This window comes from Ureibacillus sp. FSL K6-0786, from assembly GCF_037965165.1.
GTDB classification, from domain to species: domain Bacteria; phylum Bacillota; class Bacilli; order Bacillales_A; family Planococcaceae; genus Ureibacillus; species Ureibacillus thermosphaericus.
In genome coordinates this window covers 2,897,518-2,920,864 of the sequence record NZ_CP150191.1, presented here as the reverse complement: position 1 = coordinate 2,920,864, position 23,347 = coordinate 2,897,518, and the positions used below count along the sequence as shown (strand labels likewise).

20 protein-coding genes are annotated in these 23,347 nt (G+C 35.2%); 12 read left to right on the top strand and 8 right to left on the bottom strand.

Annotated elements, in window-relative coordinates:
• Positions 1-319 precede the first annotated feature (319 nt).
• The 9 genes from NSQ18_RS14380 (at position 320) to NSQ18_RS14340 (ending at position 9,622) form a co-directional block, all read left to right on the top strand.
• Complete coding sequence (locus tag NSQ18_RS14380; protein ID WP_339288470.1) at positions 320-1,042, top strand: NAD-dependent deacylase; 723 nt, start codon at positions 320-322, stop codon at positions 1,040-1,042.
• 194 nt (positions 1,043-1,236) lie between these two features.
• Positions 1,237-2,073, top strand: a complete 837-nt coding sequence (locus NSQ18_RS14375) for a DMT family transporter (protein ID WP_016838091.1) — start codon at positions 1,237-1,239, stop codon at positions 2,071-2,073.
• Positions 2,074-2,181: 108 nt separating this feature from the next.
• A complete protein-coding gene (locus NSQ18_RS14370) occupies positions 2,182-2,832 on the top strand; it encodes a glycoside hydrolase domain-containing protein (protein WP_016838092.1) in 651 nt (216 codons plus the stop codon).
• Between the two features lie 275 nt (positions 2,833-3,107).
• Positions 3,108-5,111 (top strand): methyl-accepting chemotaxis protein, encoded by a 2,004-nt coding sequence (locus tag NSQ18_RS14365; RefSeq protein ID WP_339288467.1) that lies wholly within the window; start codon positions 3,108-3,110, stop codon positions 5,109-5,111.
• A gap of 261 nt (positions 5,112-5,372) precedes the next feature.
• Complete coding sequence (locus tag NSQ18_RS14360) at positions 5,373-6,299, top strand: VanW family protein (protein ID WP_100216190.1); 927 nt, start codon at positions 5,373-5,375, stop codon at positions 6,297-6,299.
• A 74-nt stretch (positions 6,300-6,373) separates the two neighbouring features.
• Positions 6,374-6,607, top strand: coding sequence for a small acid-soluble spore protein Tlp (gene tlp / locus NSQ18_RS14355; RefSeq protein ID WP_016838095.1), 234 nt, complete (start codon positions 6,374-6,376; stop codon positions 6,605-6,607).
• Positions 6,608-7,195: 588 nt separating this feature from the next.
• Entirely contained in the window at positions 7,196-8,458 is a 1,263-nt protein-coding gene (gene ltrA / locus NSQ18_RS14350; RefSeq protein WP_339289584.1) for a group II intron reverse transcriptase/maturase, read from the top strand.
• Between the two features lie 188 nt (positions 8,459-8,646).
• Entirely contained in the window at positions 8,647-9,015 is a 369-nt protein-coding gene (locus NSQ18_RS14345) for a hypothetical protein (RefSeq protein ID WP_016838096.1), read from the top strand.
• A gap of 463 nt (positions 9,016-9,478) precedes the next feature.
• The gene (locus tag NSQ18_RS14340; protein ID WP_172597779.1) at positions 9,479-9,622 is read left to right on the top strand and encodes a hypothetical protein; all 144 of its coding nucleotides are present in this window, start codon (positions 9,479-9,481) and stop codon (positions 9,620-9,622) included.
• Between the two features lie 65 nt (positions 9,623-9,687).
• Here the strand turns inward: NSQ18_RS14340 and NSQ18_RS14335 are convergent, their stop codons facing one another.
• Both NSQ18_RS14335 and plsY read right to left on the bottom strand, forming a co-directional pair.
• Complete coding sequence (locus NSQ18_RS14335; RefSeq protein ID WP_168412573.1) at positions 9,688-9,984, bottom strand: HesB/YadR/YfhF family protein; 297 nt, start codon at positions 9,982-9,984, stop codon at positions 9,688-9,690.
• A 25-nt stretch (positions 9,985-10,009) separates the two neighbouring features.
• Entirely contained in the window at positions 10,010-10,612 is a 603-nt protein-coding gene (plsY, locus tag NSQ18_RS14330) for a glycerol-3-phosphate 1-O-acyltransferase PlsY (RefSeq protein ID WP_168412572.1), read from the bottom strand.
• Between the two features lie 413 nt (positions 10,613-11,025).
• Between plsY and parE the strand changes: the two genes are divergently transcribed.
• From parE to NSQ18_RS14315, 3 genes are all read left to right on the top strand, one after another.
• Positions 11,026-12,999 (top strand): DNA topoisomerase IV subunit B, encoded by a 1,974-nt coding sequence (parE, locus tag NSQ18_RS14325; protein WP_339288464.1) that lies wholly within the window; start codon positions 11,026-11,028, stop codon positions 12,997-12,999.
• The gene (gene parC, locus NSQ18_RS14320; RefSeq protein WP_168412570.1) at positions 12,999-15,449 is read left to right on the top strand and encodes a DNA topoisomerase IV subunit A; all 2,451 of its coding nucleotides are present in this window, start codon (positions 12,999-13,001) and stop codon (positions 15,447-15,449) included. The genes parE and parC overlap by 1 nt, the downstream gene beginning before the upstream one ends.
• A gap of 115 nt (positions 15,450-15,564) precedes the next feature.
• A complete protein-coding gene (locus NSQ18_RS14315) occupies positions 15,565-16,467 on the top strand; it encodes an EamA family transporter (RefSeq protein ID WP_016838101.1) in 903 nt (300 codons plus the stop codon).
• A gap of 122 nt (positions 16,468-16,589) precedes the next feature.
• Here NSQ18_RS14315 and NSQ18_RS14310 read toward each other — a convergent pair whose 3' ends face one another.
• From NSQ18_RS14310 to NSQ18_RS14285, 6 genes are all read right to left on the bottom strand, one after another.
• On the bottom strand, positions 16,590-17,789 hold the full coding sequence (locus tag NSQ18_RS14310) for a branched-chain amino acid ABC transporter substrate-binding protein (RefSeq protein ID WP_339288460.1): 1,200 nt from the start codon (positions 17,787-17,789) through the stop codon (positions 16,590-16,592).
• A 232-nt stretch (positions 17,790-18,021) separates the two neighbouring features.
• Complete coding sequence (locus NSQ18_RS14305; RefSeq protein WP_016838103.1) at positions 18,022-19,566, bottom strand: sodium/solute symporter; 1,545 nt, start codon at positions 19,564-19,566, stop codon at positions 18,022-18,024.
• The gene (locus NSQ18_RS14300; RefSeq protein ID WP_016838104.1) at positions 19,563-19,889 is read right to left on the bottom strand and encodes a DUF485 domain-containing protein; all 327 of its coding nucleotides are present in this window, start codon (positions 19,887-19,889) and stop codon (positions 19,563-19,565) included. The genes NSQ18_RS14305 and NSQ18_RS14300 overlap by 4 nt, the downstream gene beginning before the upstream one ends.
• Before the next feature lie 1,176 nt (positions 19,890-21,065).
• Complete coding sequence (locus tag NSQ18_RS14295) at positions 21,066-21,434, bottom strand: helix-turn-helix transcriptional regulator (RefSeq protein ID WP_168412567.1); 369 nt, start codon at positions 21,432-21,434, stop codon at positions 21,066-21,068.
• Positions 21,435-21,713: 279 nt separating this feature from the next.
• Positions 21,714-22,463, bottom strand: a complete 750-nt coding sequence (locus NSQ18_RS14290) for an HAD-IIB family hydrolase (protein WP_016838107.1) — start codon at positions 22,461-22,463, stop codon at positions 21,714-21,716.
• Between the two features lie 222 nt (positions 22,464-22,685).
• Positions 22,686-22,880, bottom strand: a complete 195-nt coding sequence (locus NSQ18_RS14285) for a hypothetical protein (RefSeq protein ID WP_016838108.1) — start codon at positions 22,878-22,880, stop codon at positions 22,686-22,688.
• Positions 22,881-23,347 lie beyond the last annotated feature (467 nt).

Below are 23,347 nucleotides of genomic sequence, written 5' to 3'. Positions count from 1 at the left end.
TGCACAAGTTTGTGGTTCATCTGCAAGTGATGTATTCATCCGTATGAGCGATTCAGTTATCTGCACAAGTGATATATTCATCCGCACGATTATTCATTTATCCGAACAAGTGTTCTGCTTTTTCGCACGAGCGATTTAGTTATCTGCACAAGCGACATATTCATACGAACAAGCGTTTTATCTATCCGCACGAGCAGATATATAAACTGTACGATAAAGCATTTTAATGGATTCACTACTTCCATCGCACTTTTTTATTTTCTTCTTGGAAAATTTATGAGATAAATATTGATAAGGATAAGAGAGAGGAGTGGGGGATTTGAGCCAAATACAAACAGTTGTTGAATGGATTCGTTCATCGAAAAAAACAATTGTATTGACTGGTGCGGGTATGTCAACAGAAAGCGGTGTACCCGATTTTCGTTCTGCATCTGGTTGGTGGACAAAAACTGACCCGCAGCAAGTTGCAACAGTTGACGCTATAGAATCCAATTATCCGTTGTTTCATGAATTTTATTCTATGAGAATTAATTTACTGGACAAATGTTCTCCCCATGAAGGACATTATATTCTTGCGAATTGGGAGAAAAGAGGAATCCTTCAACACATTGCTACTCAAAATGTCGACGGATTCCATTCAAAAGCAGGCAACACCCAAGTAGAAGAGTTGCACGGATCCATCTATACATTTCGTTGCCATTCGTGTGGAAGAAGCGCTTCAAAAGAAGCTTTTTTAGCCAAGGAACATTGTGCTCATTGTCAAGGAAACTTAAGACCAAATGTTGTGTTATTTGGTGAAATGCTTCCTGAAAGAGCATGGCACAATGCATTATTAAATATTCAAAGTGCAGATTTAGTCATCGTTATTGGAACAAGTTTGGAAGTATATCCGGTAAACCAACTTCCTAAGATGACCAAAGGAAAAAAAGTGTACATCAATAAAGAAATTGCACATCATTCAACCTACTTTGATTGTATAATAGAAGGAAGAGCCAAGGAAGTTTTAATCAATTTACAAGAGCGATTAGAAAAAAATTATTAATATTGTTTTATGTACTGGACCCTTCTCCATTGGTTTGAGGTGGGTCCATTCTATTTGAGTTATCATTATAGCAAATAACATAAGGTAGAAAATATGGTGAAAATAAAGAAAATTATTGATTGAAAAATCATTGAAATTTTCAATGTATAGAACCTAAAATAGAATGAATTAAATTTTGCAAGAGGTGCTTACTTATGTGGGTCGGGGCAGCATTGTCTACCATGTTTTGTTTTGGTGCAAATAATATGATTTTTAAATGGAGTACTACTAAAGGGTACTCAAAAATACATATTCAACTTTATTTTTATTTGATTGCTTTTATTTTAACAATGATTTATGGATTAATTGTTGGATTACATAATTTTAACTTTGCTTCGGTTGTACTTGGAGCGATAATCGGAATATTAAATACAAACGGCAATATTCAAATGTCTAAAGCCTTTGAAAAAGGACCAGCAAGCATCACCAGTTCATTAATTAGTATGAATGCAATCATTCCTATTTTAAGCGCAGCATTAATTTTTCATGAACATATTACGCTCCTGCAATGGATTGGCATTATCATCATGATTTGTTCAGCCGTTTTGATTCAATATTCTCCTTCCAATCATATGCATATAGAATATTTACCTTGGATGATGAGAATTAGCTTTGCCATTCTCTCACTTGGTGTTCTCGGTATATTGATGAAAGCATCTACATATTTGCACATTCAGCCACTCAACATGTTAATTTGCATGTACGGCGGAGGTACCGTCTATTTAATGATTAACAGCTTCATTCAAAAAGAGAAATGGCAGACACCGGAAGCAAAAATTGGTTTTGTGGTAGGAATAATTAGTGTAATTGGATATAGTTGTTATTTCTTTGCTTTACAAACGGGAATTGCAAGTATAGTATTTTCCATCGTATCATTAAGCTGCTTAGTCGTAGTTTGTGGAAGTTTTGTCGTATTTCATGAAAAACTAAAATTGTATCAAATCGTTGGGATAATCACGGCATTGATGGGCATTATCTTTACAAAGATATGAATTCAGTGAGGGTCAAATGCGGCCCTCATTTTTCATTTCTATGAACAATTGTTGCTACATTTCAATATATATAAATAGTGGAAACACTAATAGAAAAGAGGTACGGAAGTGGTTACTTATCATTGGGGTGTTGATTCATCACAAAAAGTGACGACAGACCTTTACAATTGTGTTTTAAATAATTATGGGAAACCTGAGTTTTGGGGGAGATATTTAACACGTGTAGAAGGAGCTTCTGACGGTTTAGATCGCGAAGAAATTGAACTGCTCCACAATAGCGGAACAAAGATACTCCCAATATATAACGATTTTAAAAGAGCAGTTGGAGAGAACGAAGGAAGAATGGTTGCAATGTTTGCTTCTTATCATGCAAAACGGCTCGGTATTCGAAAGGGAACTCCGATATTTGCAAATGTTGAACGGTTTTTTGAAGTAGACAGCAATTGGATTCGTGGTTATGTCAATTATTTGTATAACACTGATTTTAAACCGGGCTTTTATCATGATCCGACGGAAGGAAACTTTGCAAATGCTTATTGTCAAGCTGTCAGCGATGATGAACTCGTTGCCAATCAAGCTATATTATGGAGTGCAGAACCAGCACCTGGCGTAACGAAAGCACAATTAGCACCGAAATTCGATCCAACAAAAGTATCATGTAAAGGAAATGTATGGATATGGCAGTATGGTAGAGATTCAAAAGTATGCCCAATCGATACGAATATTGCGGACAGCCGTTTATTTGAAATGTTGTATTAACTTTTATTTATAAAATCGATTGTTAATTTGGTTTACAAAACAATTTATGAACAACATTATTAAAATCATATTCAAATACGTTTGTGTTGTTTATAAGGAGAAAAATCTGCTCAGTGCAGAATTTTCTCCTTTTTTAGAAAATTATGTTAGAATAATAGAAAAAATGAACATAAATTACAACCATTAAATTACTATTAAGTTATTTATTTCTAATCGTTTTAGTTATATAATAAATTGAAAAATCTAAAAATTATATTTATTGGGAGAGGGTTCATTTGGGGGAAATTAAAAGTTTACATGCAAAGTATAGCATTAAAAAGAAGTTTATCGGTTGGTTTTTACTGGTTTCAGTGCTTCCATTAATTCTAGTTTCATTTGTTATTCAAAACATGAATAGTAAAATTACTGTCAAAAAAGAAGAAGAAGCAATGCACAATCTTTTGTTAAGTAAAGCGGAATTTGTCAATCAATGGTTTTCCGCACAGATGGGAGAAATGCAAGTTGCAGCAGAAAGTGATGTTATGAAATCGATGGATTCTGAAAGTATGATTCCATATTTACAAACTCTTGAAGCGCGATCAAAAGTATTTGAAACGATGTTTGTGCTTAATACTGATGGAACCGTTATAGCTCATTCAAAACCTGAAAGTATTGGATCTGATTATTCCGATCGTAGTTATTATCCAATTGCTTTAAAAGGAGAAAGTACATATTCTGAAGTATTAATATCTAAAGCTACCGGTAATCGAATCATCGTAGGGGCGACACCCATTAAAGATGACAACGGTAATATAATAGGAATTATGTGTGGCTCTGCAAATTTTGAAATATTGGTCGACACACTATTAAAAAATGATGAAGATGTTTCTTCTAATTTAGTTTTAATTGACAACTTAGGATATATCCAAGTTGCTAATAATGAAGAAATAATTGGCAAACATATTGATGAGTCTAATCTTGAACAAGAAACAGTCAATATTCTAAAAGAGAGCTTGAATAGTTCGGGCATTTCTTCTCTTAGTCTAAATGGTGAACAATACATATTTGCACATGCTCCTATTGAATCAGTTGGCTTTGGATTAATTTTAGAAACGCCGGAAAAAATTGTATTAAATGAAGCGAAAACGATTCAGCATACTGTATATATCATTATTGGAATTTCAGCAATTTTTATTATCTTGTTCAGCATCATGATTGTTCAAACGATTACTAAACCAATATTGCGAGTTGCAGCAGGCATGAACGAAGTTGCAGCAGGGAACTTAAATATCGAAAAAATTCAATGTAAAAATAAAGATGAAATAGGCCAATTAACAGAACATTTCAATGATATGGTTCATAATGTTAAACTTTTAGTAGCAGAAATTAAGAAGGCTACTGAACAAGTACAAGCTTCAAGCGAAGAATTTACAGCAAGCTCAGAAGAAACATTGCTTGCTACAGAACAAATTTCCGCATCCATTCAGACAATTTCAGCTAGTACTGATGAACAAACAAGTTTTATGGAAAGAGGTAACCAACTTATTTCCAATATATCAAATCGTGTTCATGCGATAACAGAAAACATACAACAAACGAATAATAATGTAGATGATGCAGTTATGGCTGCTATGACAGGTACTGAAGTCATTCAAGAAACAATCAACCAAATGAAAGCAATCGAAGGTAAAACAAACACTGCAACAAAGGCAATTAATTTACTTGGTAAAAAATCGAATGAAATTAATGAGATTGTTTCAGTAATCACAGACATTGCAGATCAAACTAATTTATTAGCCTTAAATGCAGCGATAGAAGCGGCTCGAGCAGGTCAATATGGAAAAGGGTTCGCCGTGGTAGCAGATGAAGTTCGAAAACTTGCAGAGCAATCTAGTGATGCTTCTCGACAAATTAGTAAATTAATACAAGAAATTCAAAGCGAAATTTCAGATTCTGTTCTTGCAATGAACGAAGGAAATAATGCGGTTCAGGATGGAATGAAATATGTCGATAAAGCAGGAAATGAGTTTTCGAATATTACGATTGCTGTCAAAAAAGTCTCCACTCAAATGAATAAAATTTTAGATGAAAGTTCAACAATTAAAGAACATGTTGAAAGAATTGTACATCACATTAATGAAGTATTAAATAGCTCAATGCAAACATCAAGCAGCATTCAAGAAATTGCTTCGGCATCAGAACAGCAACATGGTACAATGCAAGAAATTGCTTCGGCAGCAAATGAATTAGCAAAAATGGCAGAAACATTAAACGAAACAGCGCAAAAGTTTAAATTTTAAATAATTTTCCTTGTTTATTTACTTAGGGTGTCGAGAGAAATTCTTGACACCCCTACTTCTTCATAACAATTAACTTATATAAATCTCTCCTCCTCCGACAATCAATGCAAGTTTCCCTCGCTGCAAAATTAATCTGTGACTAAAACGTACATGACAATCAGCCATCCAAAATGATTTTTCAGACTGCTCATTTTTTGTATGAGTCCGTACAAATAGGGAAACATAATTATAAAAATATTGATTAGGTTGTGTTGATAGTTGATGAAGAAGTTATTTGTATTTTTCAGTTTATTAATGTTTCTGAACCAGACTTTTGTGAATGCTTCCACGATTGATTTTCCTTTTTCTAATAATCAATCCATCAACATCGAGATAATTGATCCCGAATCAAAGGAGATAGTCCATTCCTTTCATCCGTATGATTATGACATCGAATTAGACTTAAATATCTTCAAAAGTGAAGTGGAACGATGGATTCATGAAATTGAACCATATTACTACAAAGAAATGTCCCTTGATCGAATTGATGAAGATGGTGAAATTATTAAAGGTTCCCCAAGAATTGAAGTCAATACTACTCAGTTGTTAGAAGAAATATTAAAGCGCTCATTTACTGGTGGAAAGATTGAAATCCCATTAAAGATTACTGATAGCAATTATCGACTTACTGATATTCCTCATTTAAAAGAAGTTGTACTCGCTTCCTATACTACATTCTTTAATCCAAATAAAGCAGGGAGAAGTAAAAACATCGAGATTTCAGCTGCAGCTATTCATAACATCATTGTTGGCAGCGAAGATACATTTTCCTTTAATGCAGTCGTTGGACCTAGAGAAATTGCTTACGGTTATCAAATAGCACCTGAAATCGTGAATGGAAAATTGGTAATGGGAATTGGTGGAGGCATATGTCAAACATCTTCCACATTATTTAATGCTGTTGATCAGCTTCCAATTAAAATTATCGAAAGACATCATCATTCCATGGATGTTGGATACGTTCCAAAAGGAAGAGATGCTACGGTTTCATTTGGAGGCTTAGACTTCCAATTCCAAAATACAACCGGAATCCCTTTTCTCATTCAAGCTTATTACAGACCTGGGGCGATTACGGTTGAAATCAGAACTTCAAAAGAATATGAGGAATTATTGAAAAATGAATTAATGGAATCGGAACCAAATTCTTAAGCAATCCCAGATGCATATTTCATATTATTCGATTCACACTAATACTGAATTTTTTGAAGGAGGAGGAGCATTCAATGGCAAATCGAAAACCGAATCCAGACAATCGTTCAAACAACGTAGAACGATTACAAACAATGGTGAAAAATACAATTAAAAATATTCATGAAGCAGAAGCAAGTATGGAATTTGCAGGTCCTGAAGAAAGAGAAAAAATTAGAGAAAAGAATGAGCGTCGCCGTAAAGCAATCGAAGGTTTCCGTGAAGAAATTAAAGATGAAGCTGCTGCTCGTAAAAGAGGAGAAGTATAAATTCGTGAGAAACTGGCAAAAGGCCAGTTTCTTTTTTATTGTGCGCCCGGCATGTACATGAACTATAGGGTGTAAGTCCCGAACCCCGAAGACAGAAGTAGAGGTTAGCCAAGAGCAAGGGTGTCCGTGGTGACGCGGAATCTGAAGGAAGCTGGAGGCAAAACACCGGTCCGAGGAACACGAACCTCATATAAGGCTAGGTATGATTGAGTGAGTTTGCAAAACAAAACAAAGCTCTTTCTGTCGAAGGTCATATCGAGTAGATGAGGCGGATAGATGGTGTGAAAGTGCATGTACTTACCCGGGGAGGTCTGGCGGATAGGTGAAGTACGCTTCATAACCTACTTAGTGATAAGTAGCTGAACCGTCAGAAGTCAGCAGAGGTCATAGTATTAGTTGGTCTAGAACAACTAAGAAGGACCGAACAATTAAGAGAGAATAGCCCTTGGCATTCAGTGAGTCATGATGAACACAGAAAACGTAGTACCTCACTTGAGGAAGGAAGCGGTGAATCCCGTGGGGGACCTCTTGGAGGGTGGAGTGACCACTGGCATAAAGAGAACAGCTATTCACGGAAGGAGAATAACGATGCTTTTGAATCAAATCCTGTCACGGGAGAACATGCTTCAAGCACTAAAACGTGTAGAACAGAATAAAGGAAGCCACGGAGTAGATATGATGCCCGTACAAAACCTACGACAGCACATAGTCGAAAACTGGCTATCTATTAAGGAGGCAATTCTCAAGGGAACTTATGAACCAATGCCAGTCCGCAGAGTCGAAATCCCGAAACCTGACGGCGGTGTTCGTTTACTAGGAATCCCTACCGTAACAGACCGTTTGATTCAACAAGCAATCGCCCAAGTACTTTCAAAAGTGTATGACCCTACATTCTCTGAAAACAGCTACGGATTTAGACCAAACCGAAGTGCCCATGATGCGGTGAGGAAAGCGAAAGAATATATAAGAGATGGACATCGATGGGTTGTAGATATGGACTTGGAGAAATTCTTTGATAAGGTCAACCATGACAGATTAATGGGTACACTCGCGAAGAGAATCCAAGATAAACCATTACTGAAATTGATTCGTAAGTATTTACAATCGGGAGTCATGATTAATGGTGTGGTGTCAAGCACATTAGAAGGAACTCCACAAGGAGGACCATTAAGTCCGCTACTATCTAACATTGTACTAGATGAACTAGATAAAGAATTGGAAAGAAGAGGACACAAATTCGTTCGATATGCGGATGACTGTAACATTTACGTGAAAAGTAAACGAGCAGGACTTCGCACAATGGCAAGCATTCAACGATTCATTGAAGGAAAACTACGACTGAAAGTAAATGAAAAGAAATCAGCGGTCGACCGTCCATGGAAACGTAAGTTTCTAGGATTTAGCTATACCTATCATAAAGAGCCAAAGGTTCGTATCGCAAAAGAAAGCCTTAAACGAATGAAGAATAAAGTTCGTGAAATCACATCACGCAAGATGCCCTACCCGATGGAATACCGCATTCAGAAACTGAATCAATATCTAATGGGATGGTGTGGATATTTTGCGTTAGCAGACACCAAATCTATATTCCTTGAATTAGATAAATGGATTCGTAGAAGACTTCGAATGTGTCTATGGAAGAACTGGAAGAAACCGAAAACAAAGATACGCAACCTTATTCAACTTGGCGTACCACAATGGCAAGCGTATGAATGGGGAAATACTCGGAAGAGTTATTGGCGTATTTCAAATAGTCCAATATTACACAGAACCCTTGGTAACTCCTATTGGAGAAACCAAGGGCTGAAAAGTCTTGAAGCTCGTTATGAAAACTTGCGTCAATTATCTTAATTGAACCGCCGTATACGGAACCGTACGTACGGTGGTGTGAGAGGACGGGAGTTAATCGCTCCCTCCTACTCGATTGAATATGATTGCTTTTTTTATTTACTTGTACTAGATTTTATGCTATTTACATTTAATTTTGATAAAATAATGAAGTGGATAATAGTTAAGTATGTTGGGGAGGGACATTGCATATGAATATGGTTGAAACGCTCGTAAATCAAAGCCGTAATGTAATGGATCTAATGAAACAATTAAAAAAAATTGCTTCAGTCAAAGGAAAAAAACGTACCGAATTAATTGAAAAATTTACTGCTAACCAGCATTCATTTAATGTTTATACATATGCAAGTGAGGAAGCGAGACAATCGCAACAAGTAGAAACTCTTAAAGTGAAATTAAATGAATTTAGTAGCCAATTTGATGCTGCACGCTATGAGATGGATGGAGAAGTAAATGAAGAACAGGTAAACCTATTATATAATGAAGTGTTAAATGCATATAACGAAATGGTAATAGCACTTGGATACGAAAAAGAAGTTATCGATATAAAAAAATTTTAAGTAAAAAGGAAGTGGATTTTTTGATCCACTTCCTTTTTTTAGTGCGCCTGGCATGGGTGTAATCTATAGGGTGTAAGTCCCGAACTGTGAAGGCAGAAGTAACAGTTAGCTTAACGCAAGGGTGTCCGTGGTGACGCGGAATCTGAAGGAAGCGAGCGGCAAACTTCCGGTCTGAGGAACACGAACTTCATATAAGGCTAGGTATCATTGGATGAGTTTGCTAAACAAAACAAAGTCCTTTCTGCCAAAGGTGGTACAGAGTAAATGAAGCAGATAGATGGAAGGAAAGATTACATTCTTACCCGGGGAGGTCTGGCGGATATGTGAAGTACGCTTCATAACCTACTTAGTGATAAGTAGCTGAACCGTCAGAAGTCAGCAGAGGTCATAGTATTAGTTGGTTTAGAACTACTAAGAAGGACCGAACAATTAAGAGAGAATAGCCCTTGGCATTCAGTGAGTCATGATGAACACAGAAAACGTAGTACCTCACTTGAGGAAGGAAGCGGTGAATCCCGTGGGAGACCTCTTGGAGGGTGGAGTGACCACTGGCATAAAGAGAACAGCTATTCACGGAAGTTATAAAGACTTGCGTCAATCATCTTAATTGAACCGCCGTATACGGAACCGTACGTACGGTGGTGTGAGAGGACGGGAGTTAATCGCTCCCTCCTACTCGATTTTTTTATAGTCGTAAATTAATTCATCCGTTTTTGAATCAATAGAAACATATAAGTCATGATTATTGAAAAACCATTCATCATCTTTTTCAACATAAAAATGGATGCCATCTACAACCGTTTCAACCCCAATATTATGAGGCTTTTCACGGTTCATTCCTAAAGAAAAAGCTTCATGGAAAGGGGAAGAACCACCGTAACGAGCGTAAAACCTTATGTAATCACCTGATTCTACTTCCATTTCTTCTTTGAACCAAGCCAACGCTTCATCCGAAATAATAATTTTCATTTACGCCAAATCCTTTCGAAAAACATTATAACCACTTAACTTTCGGTTCCGTACCTTCTTTGATGCGTTTGATATTGGATTTATGTCGATAAAATATAAAAGTTGCTAAAATCAATACTAAGATAAATAATGCGTAATCACCAGTAAGTAACCAGTAAATAATGCTATAAATCACGGCTATGACAGATACAACCATTGACGATAAACTAACAATTTTCGTCAGTTTTAAACTGATGAAGAAGCCGATGATTAAAATTATAAAAAACGGCCATGAATAACCTAACAATACACCGCCTGATGTTGCCACAGCTTTTCCGCCACGAAAACCTGCAAAGATTGGGAACATATGTCCAACCGCGGCTATTGCTCCTAAAATAAGAGGATGTACTATCGTATCACTGAAAAACGGAAATATTGGTAGTATCGTTGCTACTGTACCTTTTAAAATATCCATGATGGTAACAACCATTCCAGCTTTTTTTCCTAATACGCGGAATGTATTTGTAGCACCTAAGTTACCACTTCCAAATTCTCGAATATCCGTTTTATAAAAAATTTTTCCAATCCATAATCCAGACGGAATCGAACCGATTAAATACGCACAAATGACTGCTATTACATTAATCATACCAAGATTCCTTTCAAAATAAACGTTTTACTATTAGCGATAATCATTTTACACTTTTTCTCTTATAAGAGAAAGGTCATTTTCGCTTTTTTCTATTATTCGCGAAAAAATATAGTACAGTGGAAGGAAATCATATGTTTAATCGTGAATCAAAGAAATGTCTTCATTTATTATATATGTTATCCTTTGTAAAATAAATAAAGCGATTGTGTTGGCAAGTATATTTATTAGGCAATCTTTTATTTTTAAGATGAAAACAGTACAAAGTACACTTTATGAAAAATTTTCTTTTTTCTTTTCAAAAATTTGTTAAAATGAAAAGGATGCTCGAATGTACTAGTGATTGACAGATGGAACGATTCTCTGTACGATTAGTGATACAGAACGGATGTTTGTATTTGGAGGGATTTAATTTGGCAATAAATCAAACAGGGATCACATATGATGCCGATGCCATTCAAGTATTAGAAGGCTTGGATGCTGTACGGAAACGTCCAGGGATGTATATTGGATCCACTGACAGCCGAGGTCTTCATCACTTAGTTTATGAAATTGTAGATAATGCAGTGGATGAAGCCCTTGCTGGATTTGGTTCACATATCATCGTCAAAATCCATAAAGATCATTCCATTAGCGTTCGAGACTACGGTCGTGGAATGCCAACAGGAATGCATAAATTAGGTAAACCAACACCTGAAATAATATTCACTGTGCTTCATGCTGGTGGAAAATTTGGTCAGGGTGGATATAAAACAAGCGGTGGTCTACACGGTGTGGGATCATCCGTTGTAAATGCTCTATCTAAGTTTCTTGAAGTAACAATTTATCGTGATGGTCAAATTCATCGCCAACGCTTTGAAAATGGTGGAAAACCGGTAACAACCCTTGAATTAATTGGGACGACAAAAGAAACTGGAACACTCGTTCACTTTTTACCGGATGATACGATATTTTCCACAACAAAATTTAATTATGATACATTAGCTGAACGATTACGTGAATCAGCTTTTCTCTTAAAAGGTTTGACAATTGAACTGATTGATGAAAGGGAAGAAGGAAAGCGGGAAGTATTTTGCTATGAAAACGGAATTCAAGCATTTGTTGAATATTTAAATGAAGAAAAAGATGTCATCCATCCAGTAAAATATGTGGAAGGCACTCATGATGATATAGAAGTAGAATTTGCCTTCCAATTTAATGATGGGTATTCCGAAACTATTCTTTCCTTCGTCAATAATGTTCGTACTCGAGATGGCGGGACTCATGAAACTGGTGCCAAGTCTGCATTAACTCGTATCTTTAATGAGTACGCACGAAAAGTCGGTTTATTAAAAGAAAAAGATAAAAACCTTGAAGGTACCGATATAAGAGAGGGACTTTCCGCCATCATTTCCGTTCGAATTCCAGAAAGGTTATTACAATTTGAGGGTCAAACAAAAAGTAAACTTGGAACTCCCGAAGCCCGCACTGCTGTAGAATCTGTTTTATCAGAAAAATTGTTATATATTTTAGAAGAAAATGCAGAATTATCCGCATCTCTTGTTCGGAAAGCAATTCGAGCTGGACAAGCGAGGGAAGCAGCGAGAAAAGCTAGGGAAGAAGCACGAAACGGTAAAAAGGGCAAAAAAGCTAAAACAATTCTTTCTGGGAAGTTAACACCTGCCCAATCTCGCAATCCCGAAAAAAATGAATTATACCTCGTGGAAGGTGATTCTGCAGGGGGTTCTGCAAAACAAGGTCGCGATCGCAGGTTCCAAGCGATATTGCCACTCCGCGGTAAAGTTATTAATACAGAAAAAGCAAAACTTACGGACATTATGAAAAATGAGGAGATTGCTACCATTATTCATACAATCGGAGCCGGAGTAGGTCCTGACTTTAATTTAGAGGATGCGGCTTACGATAAAATTATTATAATGACCGATGCAGATACTGACGGTGCCCATATCCAAGTTCTTCTACTGACATTTTTCTATCGTTACATGCGCCCATTAATTGAAGCTGGAAAAGTCTATTTAGCTTTACCACCGCTTTACAAAGTGTCAAAAGGCAGTGGTAAAAACGAAGTTGTTGAATATGCTTGGACTGAAAATGAATTACAAGAAAAAATTAAAAAAGTAGGGAAGGGCTATGTTATCCAACGCTATAAAGGTCTAGGCGAAATGAATGCGGACCAATTATGGGATACGACGATGAATCCTGAAACGAGAACACTGATTCGTGTAACGATTGAAGATGGCGCCCGTGCAGAACGTCGCGTTACAACTTTAATGGGTGATAAAGTCGAACCTCGCCGTAAATGGATAGAATCCAATGTAGATTTTGGTATGGAAGAAGATACAAATACTTTAGTAACCGATTTCATCCAACATAAGGAGGAAGAATAATGGCGTCAACCGAACGATTTCATGAATTAACTTTAGAAGACGTGATTGGCGATCGTTTTAGTCGCTACAGTAAATACATTATTCAAGACCGAGCGATTCCCGACGCTCGAGATGGATTAAAACCTGTGCAACGTAGAATTCTTTATGCGATGTATAGGGAAGGGAATACCCATGAAAAACCATTCCGAAAATCTGCGAAAACAGTCGGTAATGTTATTGGTAACTACCATCCTCATGGGGATTCATCCGTATATGAAGCAATGGTACGACTTAGCCAAGATTGGAAAGCTCGCTATCCGTTAATTGAAATGCATGGAAATAACGGTTCGGTTGATGGTGACCCCCCAGCAGCAATGCGTTATACGGAAGCGCGCCTTTCCGTTGTAGCTGCAGAAATGCTAAAAGATATTGATAAACAAACAGTCGATTTCGTTCCAAACTTTGATGACCAAGACACTGAACCGACTGTGCTTCCTGCTAAACTTCCTAACTTACTTGTAAACGGTGCTACTGGTATTTCTGCAGGTTACGCAACAGATATACCACCTCACAACTTGTCAGAAGTATTAGATGGAATATTGATGCGTCTAGACCATCCAAATTGTACTGTAGATGATTTAATGACAGTCATAAAGGGGCCTGATTTTCCTACTGGTGCAATCATAGAAGGGATTGATGGCATTAAAAAAGCCTATGAAACAGGCAAAGGAAAAATTATTATTCGCTCCAAAGCAACAATAGAACCCATTAAAGGTGGAAAAGAGCAAATTGTCATCACTGAAATCCCTTATGATGTGAATAAAGCACAACTTGTAAAGAAAATTGATGAAATGCGTTTTGATAAGCGTTTAGAGGGGATTGCTGACATTCGAGATGAATCCGACCGAACAGCAGGACTCCGAATTGTCATTGAATTAAAGAAAGATATTGATGGAGAAGCCATTTTAAACTATCTATATAAAAACACAGACTTACAAATCACATATAACTTTAATATGATTGCTATTCATAATCGGCGACCAACAATGATGACACTTCCATTAATGCTAGATGCATATATCGATCACCAAAAGGATGTTGTAACAAGAAGGACGAAATTTGACCTTCAAAAAGCAAAAGATCGATTACATATCGTTGAAGGTTTGATAAAAGCTTTATCCATTTTAGATGACGTCATTCAAACAATTCGTTCTTCTAAAGATAAACGAGATGCAAAAAACAATTTGCAATCGAAATTCCAATTTACTGAAGCACAAGCAGAAGCAATTGTTAACTTGCAATTATATCGTTTAACAAATACAGATATTACGCAGCTCCAAAAAGAGCATGAAGAATTACAAAAAACAACAGAAAAACTATCGAAAATATTAAGTAGTGAAAAAGAATTAATTAAGGTCATTAAAAAAGAAATCCAAGAATTGCGTAAAAAGTTTGACGAGCCTCGACGTTCCACTATCCAAGCTGAAATTAAAGAAATCAAATTGTCTCTAGACGTTTTAGTGCCAAGCGAAGATGTTGTCGTGACTGTTACAAAAGATGGTTATGTAAAACGGACAAGTCTACGATCTTATGCAGCGTCAAGCCCGGAAGATATTGCAATGAAAGAATCGGATTATTTACTATTTGAAGAGACATTGAATACTCAACATTACCTATTAATTTTCACGAATAAAGGTAACTACATTTATCAACCAGTTCATGAATTGCCGGATATTCGTTGGAAAGATTTAGGTCAACATATTTCAAGTATTGTTCCGATTGAAGAAGGCGAAAAAGTAATAGGTGCTATTGGCGTTGAAAACTTTGATGATGAAAACTTACATGTATTAACGGCATCAAAACAAGGACAAGTGAAGCGTTCGAGTCTAGCTGAATATCAAGTATCTCGATACTCCAAACCAATTAAGTCAATGAACCTAAAAAATGACGATGAAATGATTTATGCAAACCTTGTATCTTCCGATAAGGATGTTATCCTAACATCATATTTAAGCTATACAGTACGATTTAACATGGAAGAAATACCGATTACGGGTGTCAAAACAGGTGGGGTTAAAGGCATCAATTTAAAAGATGATGATATATTAGCCGCAGTTAATGTAATTGAAAAAGATGCTAAACAAGATGTACTTGTCGTTACCCATCGAGGTGCAATCAAACGGATGAGTATTTCCGAAATCGAACGAACAGGCCGAGCTAAACGTGGTCTTGTCATATTGAAAGAATTAAAAACAAATCCTCACCGTATCTTTAACGTTTTGGTTGTTAATGAAGAAGATTCGGTACTTGTAGTAACGAAAAAACAAGTACAAGAGAAATTTGCAATTTCTGAACTCACTAAAGCAGATCGTTATTCAAATGGTTCATTGAAATTCGATATAAACAACGATGGTGAATTATTATTTGTAAAAATTCTCAAACCTATTCAAGAAGTTATAAAGGATTTATAATCAATAAGAACATAATATTGTGGATGACTCTATTATGGAGTTGTCCACTTTTAAATTGAAAAAATTTCGAAAACGGTTTACTATTGTTATCATCGTTTATTTTGGGGGAATCATTATGGGGAAATTAGTGTTATCCATTGAACATCGTTCGAAAGGAATGGCGTTAGTAATTCTTGCTGCATTGTTTTGGGGAATATCCGGTACTGTTTCCCAATATATGTTTCAACATTTACATATCAACACAGAATGGTTTACAACTGTTCGGTTACTACTTGCTGGATTGTTATTATTAATCATTGCTTATAATAAAGAAGGAAAACATATTTTTGACATATGGAAACAAAAAAATGACGCCATTCCATTAGTCATTTTCGGAATATTTGGTATGATCGGTGTTCAATATACATACTTAGCTGCTATCAAACACGGAAACGCGGCAACAGCAACGGTTTTACAATACTTAGGTCCAGGATTAGTGACAATGTATTATCTTATTATTGCCAAACGTCTACCGACATTAAAAGAACTGATTGCAGTTTTTTCAGCACTTTTTGGAACTTTTTTGCTTGTCACTCACGGAAACATTCAGACATTAACGATTTCAAAAGAAGCTTTTTTATGGGGAATTCTGTCTGCCCTTGGTTTAGCATTTTACACGATTTATCCAATTAAATTATTAAAAAAATGGGGATCCTTTATTACCATTGGCTGGGGAATGTTAATAGGTGGAATAGTTTTTAGCATTATAAGAGCTCCTTGGCAATTTGAAGGGCAATGGCATATTGAGGCAAACTTTGCTTTCTTATTTGTCGTTGTTTGCGGAACCGTTCTTTCATTTTATTTTTATTTAGATAGCTTAAAATATTTAAGCGCTTCTGAAACAAGTTTACTAGCTTGTTTTGAACCATTATCCGCAACATTAACATCTGTAGCATTCTTAGGGGTTGCTTTTGGATGGATTGATTGGATTGGATCATTATGCATTTTACTAACAATAGTTATTTTATCGAGAGAGTAGGGAAGGGAACCTTCGAATTAAATAAAATGATAAAAAGAGGAAAGCTCATCTGCCTTCCTCTTTTTGTTTTGAGTAAAATGCATTGTTTATTTTTCTAATTGGTTTTGTTGTTAAAAGTCTTTTTATTGGCTTATTTCACCAACAAATGTGGCTGGATAAGTTGCTTCATCAAATTTATAAAGATACAATTTTGCGTTGATATTATCGCCTTTTTCATCAAAAGAAACGTCTGTTAAAACGCCTTTATAATCTTTGACGGATCGAACTGCTTCTGCTACTTCTTTTCTAGATGGTAACTCACCGTTATTGGCATGAATGGCTTTTTCTAATCCTTGTAAAAATACTCCCATCGCATCGTAAGCATATGCAGAATACGGCTCGATATCTTTATTAAATTTCGCCTTATAATTTTCAATAAACTGTTTACCTTCTGTTGTAGAGCTCGCATCTCCAGCAATATTTGTAATATACACATTTTTCACTGTTTCACCTGCAATATCGACAAGGGCTGAGGAATAGAGCGCATCTCCACCCATAATTGGAATTGTTATGCCTTTCTCACGTGCCTGTTTTATAAGAATTCCACCTTCGCCAAAAATACCTCCAAAGTAAATTAAATCAGGCTTTTTATTTAACACTAAGTTTAATACGCCATTGAAATCTTTTTCGCCAACAGTAATTCCCTCATACCCTACAATCTCAGCACCTAGATTTTCAGCTTCCTCTACAAAGGCGTCTGCCAATCCTGTACCATATGTTGTTTTATCTTGAATAACAAAAATCTTTTTTGCTCCCAATTCATTCACCGCATATCTTGCTCCTGCAGGCCCTTGATGATCATCTCTTGCAACGATGCGATTAACTGTTGTCAGCCCCCGATCTGTCACTTCTGTTGCTGTACTTGCAGGGTTGACCATTGTAACATAATACTTTTCATATATTTCGGAAGCCGCAATCGATACGCCAGAGTTATAATGACCGATAACGCCGTAAATAGATTCATATGCTCCAATCAAATTGGCATTGGATACGCCTTTTTTTGGATCTGCCTGATCATCGTATGGTTCCAATTGTAATGTAAAACCCATTTCCTCAAACTTCGCTAATTCTTCCTCTAATTTCATTTGAGCGCCTAATTTGATGGCTTCACCAATGATAGCATTACTACCAGACATTGGTGCATGAGCAGCAATTTTGATGACTTTAGAATTTGTTGAATTGGAAGTGTTATTAGAAGTATTCGATGTGCTGGTAGAACAGCCTGCTAGTATTCCAAATAAGAAAAGCAAAGTTAAAATAATAATGGTAGTTTTCTTCAACATTACATCCCTCCAAACCCGTCATGTTCCACTGCATACCAATTAAAGTTATTAAAGCTTTATGTGACAGATTTGTGATATATACCATCTAGCAATAAAAAAATAAAAATATTTCTACTATAATAAGAATTAAATAGAGAATAACAATTGGAGAAAAGAGTAGGGGAGTAATGGATAAAAGATGTGCAATTAAAAAATCCTTGAGTTATGAAACTCAAGGATCAAAGGGTTAGAATTAGTGAGAGACTTTATTAACGGAAATACCAGTTTGTGCGCGAACTTCAACTTCGCTATATTTTGCATAATCAGTTTCTTTAGATAAAATAGTTCCAATCCAACCGCAAATGAAACCAACTGGAACAGAAATAATTGCTGGGTTTGTTAAAGATACTAATGGCGTACCTACGAAAATCGCTTTACCTGGTTCTGGATTCCATACGTTTGGTGAAACTGCCACAAGAACTAAAGCAGTAATTAATCCACCAATGATAGCCCATACAGCACCATTAGAATTGAATCGTTTCCAGTAAATTGTGTAAATGATTACTGGTAAATTAGCAGATGCAGCAATACAGAATGCTAATGATACCAAGAACGCAACGTTAAGTGTTTGAGCTCCTAATGCAAGTAAAATAGAAATAACGGAAATGACTAATGAACCAATACGAGCAGCAATAACTTGCTCTTTTTCAGTAATTTTGCCTTTTTTAACAATTTGACCATAAATGTCATGAGATAGGGCAGAAGCACCTGAAAGTACTAGACCTGCAACTACCGCTAAAATTGTTGCAAAGGCAACAGCTGAAACGAATGAGAATAAAATATCTCCACCTAAAGCTTCAGCAAGTAATGGTGCAGCCATGTTACCAGCAGGGTTTGCAGCAACAATAGTTTCTTTACCAACGAATTTAGCTGCTCCAAATCCTAAGAAAATTGTTAATACATAGAAAATACCAACGATCCAAGTAGCCCAAATTACTGAAGAACGTGCAGTTTGAGCATCTTTAACTGTGAAGAATCGCATTAAAATGTGTGGAAGACCAGCAGTACCTAATACTAATGCTAATAATGTAGAAATTGTATTAATACCGCTCTTATAAAGCATACCAGGATTTAAATAAGCTTCACCTGCTTCGGTAGCAGTAGCCATTTCAGAGAACATTCTAATAATGCTGAAATCAAATCTCCATAAAACTAAAAGTGAAATAATTGCAGTACCAAACATTAATAGAACAGCTTTAATAATTTGTACCCAAGATGTAGCAGTCATTCCTCCGAACAATACATAGATTGTCATCATGACGCCAACGATTAATACAGAAACCCAATAAGGAATACCGAATAATAATTGAATAAGTGCACCTGCACCAACAAGCTGTGCAATCATGTAGAACAATACGATAACAATTGTACTTAATGCAGCTGCTCCACGAACTTTTGCCATATCGAAACGAGCAGTAATCATGTCTGCTAAAGTGAATTTACCTAGATTTCGTAAAGGCTCAGCAACAATATATAATACAACTAAATAAGCTACTAAATAACCGATGGAGAAGTAGAAACCATCATATCCATATAAAGCAACGGAACCTGCAATCCCTAAGAATGATGCAGCAGATAAATAATCCCCCGAGATAGCTAGTCCGTTTTGCCAACCTTTAAGGCCGCCGCCAGCAGTATAGAATTCACTTGCAGTGCTGGTTCTTTTAGAAGCCCAATAAGTAATATACAAAGTAACAGCAACAATAGCTAAGAACATGACTATAGAAGTAAGACTCATTGACCAGCACCTCTTTCGTATTCATCAATAATTTCTCTTGCTTCTTTGTCAAATTTGTTCGCTCTTCCCACATAGAAGTGTGCCAGTCCCCAAACCATTATAAAGAGACCAAATGAATAGAACCATACCCACGTAATTTCTCCAATTGCTTTTTGATGCAAAATTTCTGTGTACGATGTTAAAACTGGAAGAAGCATGTATAAGACAAAGAAAATTACTGCCATCGTCCAGAGAAATGAGTTTTTCTTTCTAGATAACTGTCTGAACGATTCCATTTTGGCGATTCTTTCGTAATCAATTTGCTTTCCGCTATCTTTCGCCATAAACATACCCCCTTATTTTTGATTTTTTTTGCTGCTTTGTGTGCGCAAAATTCTTTTTTAAGAATTTTACAATTTTAATTTTATTTAACAGTTCAAAAAATTGCAACAACTTTTTTCTATAAATATTCCAATTTTTTTTAGTAAAAAACAAGATTAAAAGAGAAGTTTTTTTCAAAAGTTAAGAAATATGCAGTATGTTAGAACTATTTATTTGTCAATTAATTTACATATTTTCGGGATATTATAACAATGATGGATAATGAAAAAAAACAAAAAATAGAAAAAAGGGAAAAAAAGTTAGGAACAATGACCGAAGAAATTGGTGTGAATAGAAGTTAATAATTATTGAAGGAATAACAATTATAGGAAAGTACAAGATCAACATATGTGAAATAATGATGATCCTATAAATAGTTATGTATAACTGAAACATTTTATTAATTTAACAGTTCATATTATTAAATTTTTATTAATTTAAACTAATAAATCGGTAAAATAAATACAGTTATTTCAATTCTGTCTCACTATTACAAGTATTCTTATATTTTGAGATTTAACTTCCGATAAGATATATTATGTAAACTAAAAACAGAAATAAAAAATTAGTTTATTTTCATTCCATAAAATATGAATTCTTTCCCACCCATTGAATAATCAATAAATGGTTGAGTATCAATTTGTTGGTTTCAAAAGTTTAAGAAGAATCATTAATAAAAGTTTTATCTAAATTGACTTGCCTCATGTATTTTTGCAAGTATTTTTTAATTACGGTTCACTTCATTGATTTACACATGAATCATCCTCATTAACTTTTGATGTTTTAGTCCAATTAACCGTAAATATAAGTGATTTCCCAACAACAATCTTTACTTATCAAAACTAAAATTGATATGTTTGAACACCTATATATTATAAGTAGAAAATTTATTATCTCGAGAAATGCTACTGAGGGTTTGATCGTTCCATTGGCAGCAAAATATACTCCATCTCCATATTTTATTTCGTTTTAAGTTGCTCTCGCTCTTTTCAGCAATCACTATTATATACGGTTGTTCCGTATATCATAAACAATTCTAAAATCAGACATTTCATTCATCGGAGATTTGCTTGGACTAAAATAAGTAATAGAGGATGGGTTATCAAATAATACATAATGTAAGATACAGATTTTTCTATTTAACCTCTCTTCTGGGAATAATTATCTTTTAGAGCCCTATTTAGTAGTGCAATTGAACGGTCGATATCAGCTTTAATCGTATCTTTATAGGCTTTTACCTTCTCTTTGTCTCCCAGCCTATAAATATAAATCGTCTGCATTTCTGTTCCTTCTTTTGTTATTGGCTCCCTAACAACATAGCCCTCTTTTAACAACTCATGCAAGGACTTATAAATTTCAGATTTTGTTGGTTTATAACCGAGATCTTTAAAATGATTTTGTAATTCTTCTAATATTTGAAGTCCATAAAGTCTTCCCTTCTCTGCTGCATGAAGCATATAAAGTTTTAAGTAAGCTCTTTGTTTAATGACAAATGTACTTTTCCCCATTTTATCCCTCCATAATAGCTGTACGTGTTTTTACTAGATTTTAATAAATCGTTCGGAGCGAGTGTTTTCAATAAATAAAGGATTTTTTAGAACCATCCTCTATAAGAATATAATAAACGAGTTTATTGATAAAAGTAATATGGCCTGACGAACTTTTTGTCAGGCCAAACCACTTATTATATGATTTTAAAATTTCTCTCCAGGTCGAAATTTATTGCTTTATAAGCATCAAATGGCTACTAAAAATTGCTTTTCAAACGCACTTCAATTGTTCAGTTATCATAATAATGAGAGGATTTTATCTGAGATTGCTTGTTCAACATCGCCGCGCATCGATAAACTTTCCTTCGCAAAAGGTGCTAGTTGTTCGTTTGAACCAATCATCACGTTATGGAATGCATGTTCAAACATCGATATATCATTTGCATCATTCCCGAATGCAATATATGTATTTTCCTCAATTCCCAATGACTTTAAAGCACTTCCTTTATGAATCCCCTTTGGACTAATATCTATTACATCTTCATTGTGATGTCTATGTACAAAAACTTCAAGTTTTAAGACCTGTTCAGATAATTTATCCATATCATTAGCTGTTAATAATAATACTTTTACAATTTTATCAAGAGAATCTATATTTACTTGTTTAGCTAATTTTCCTGGATCAATATTATGAAAAATTGGGTGTGTTTTCGGTCCAGTATAAGCATAATTCCATTCCCCATCAATCAAATAAGTAGCTTGATACAGATTAATCAGTTCTTTTAATTCTTCCACTACCTTCTTTGGAAATGTGTGACTTTTTATCACTTTTCCCTCTTTCCATATTAATGAACCATTTCCGCCTATCATTGTCAGATCATGAAATTCTTTATCTATTACAGGCAGCATATCACGAATGGGGCGCGCTGAAGCAAAAATGATTTCATGCCCTTCTTCCCTCAACTTTTTTAACGATTGAAGAATTGTTTTTGATATCGGTTGCCCATTAAACACAATCGTCCCATCTAAATCGAACACATATATCAATGAACTCACCTTTTCTATGGAATAATACCATTTTAATGGTAGACTAAAATAGAGTACTTGTAAATAAATCCCAACAACATCTTTTTTTATGTCATATACACTGCTTTTGACGCTCTATAGTTCAAATCAAAATACGCTAGTTACAGAAACTGTGTAACTAGCGCTCGACAAATTGAGGTCGCCTACATATTGCATTGAGACGCCCTTTATATTTTAACTAGATTATGCTCTAGCAATTGTTAAGTTAGTAGTATCTGTACTTAATAATCTTGTTGCTCCGCTAATGAAAGTTACCCAAACTAAGAAATTATCTTGGAATGCAATGAAGATTCCTTGTTGGTTTGAAAAACCATTGCCTCCTACCAAAATAGTGTCACCGAATTCTAATCCTAAATTGTTAAAGTGTTTTTCCATCACTTCATTCACCTCCATTCTTGAAGTTACTATAATAAATGCAAGTTTTAATAATTGATTTGAGTCATATGTACTAGAAATGAAGGAAAAAATTTCACATTTTTATAGAAAATCATCTAACGTAAATCTCCTTCTACAAATGCCTATTCCTATTAAATAAAAATAATAACAACACAGTAATTAGACAATCACTAACTTCCTGTATTATCTAAAATTTTTATATAATCCTTCAAATTTAATTGGAGTAACCATATCATTTTCACGTGCTAGTCCTTCCCCTTCCCCACTTCCCTTTTACCAACTCGAAAATATTTTCTTCAGCAATGAAAAGACTATCAATATTATTTAGGATGAATTTCCTCTACCTTAATTTTTTGATCTGCCCACTTGAGTTATATTGCCTCTCTTACAAATTTCGAGGAAAATTATTCTGTTACAAAACTAGCAACCTGGTTTTTCTAATCATATTT

Coding starts and splice junctions, on each gene's coding strand:
- NSQ18_RS14375 (WP_016838091.1), top strand. CDS start 1,237: ATGTGGGTCGGGGCAGCATTGTCTACCATGTTTTGTTTTGGTGCAAAT.
- NSQ18_RS14360 (WP_100216190.1), top strand. CDS start 5,373: ATGAAGAAGTTATTTGTATTTTTCAGTTTATTAATGTTTCTGAACCAG.
- tlp (WP_016838095.1), top strand. CDS start 6,374: ATGGCAAATCGAAAACCGAATCCAGACAATCGTTCAAACAACGTAGAA.
- ltrA (WP_339289584.1), top strand. CDS start 7,196: ATGCTTTTGAATCAAATCCTGTCACGGGAGAACATGCTTCAAGCACTA.
- NSQ18_RS14345 (WP_016838096.1), top strand. CDS start 8,647: ATGAATATGGTTGAAACGCTCGTAAATCAAAGCCGTAATGTAATGGAT.
- NSQ18_RS14340 (WP_172597779.1), top strand. CDS start 9,479: ATGATGAACACAGAAAACGTAGTACCTCACTTGAGGAAGGAAGCGGTG.
- NSQ18_RS14335 (WP_168412573.1), bottom strand. CDS start 9,984: ATGAAAATTATTATTTCGGATGAAGCGTTGGCTTGGTTCAAAGAAGAA.
- plsY (WP_168412572.1), bottom strand. CDS start 10,612: ATGATTAATGTAATAGCAGTCATTTGTGCGTATTTAATCGGTTCGATT.
- parC (WP_168412570.1), top strand. CDS start 12,999: ATGGCGTCAACCGAACGATTTCATGAATTAACTTTAGAAGACGTGATT.
- NSQ18_RS14315 (WP_016838101.1), top strand. CDS start 15,565: ATGGGGAAATTAGTGTTATCCATTGAACATCGTTCGAAAGGAATGGCG.
- NSQ18_RS14310 (WP_339288460.1), bottom strand. CDS start 17,789: ATGTTGAAGAAAACTACCATTATTATTTTAACTTTGCTTTTCTTATTT.
- NSQ18_RS14305 (WP_016838103.1), bottom strand. CDS start 19,566: ATGAGTCTTACTTCTATAGTCATGTTCTTAGCTATTGTTGCTGTTACT.
- NSQ18_RS14300 (WP_016838104.1), bottom strand. CDS start 19,889: ATGGCGAAAGATAGCGGAAAGCAAATTGATTACGAAAGAATCGCCAAA.
- NSQ18_RS14295 (WP_168412567.1), bottom strand. CDS start 21,434: ATGGGGAAAAGTACATTTGTCATTAAACAAAGAGCTTACTTAAAACTT.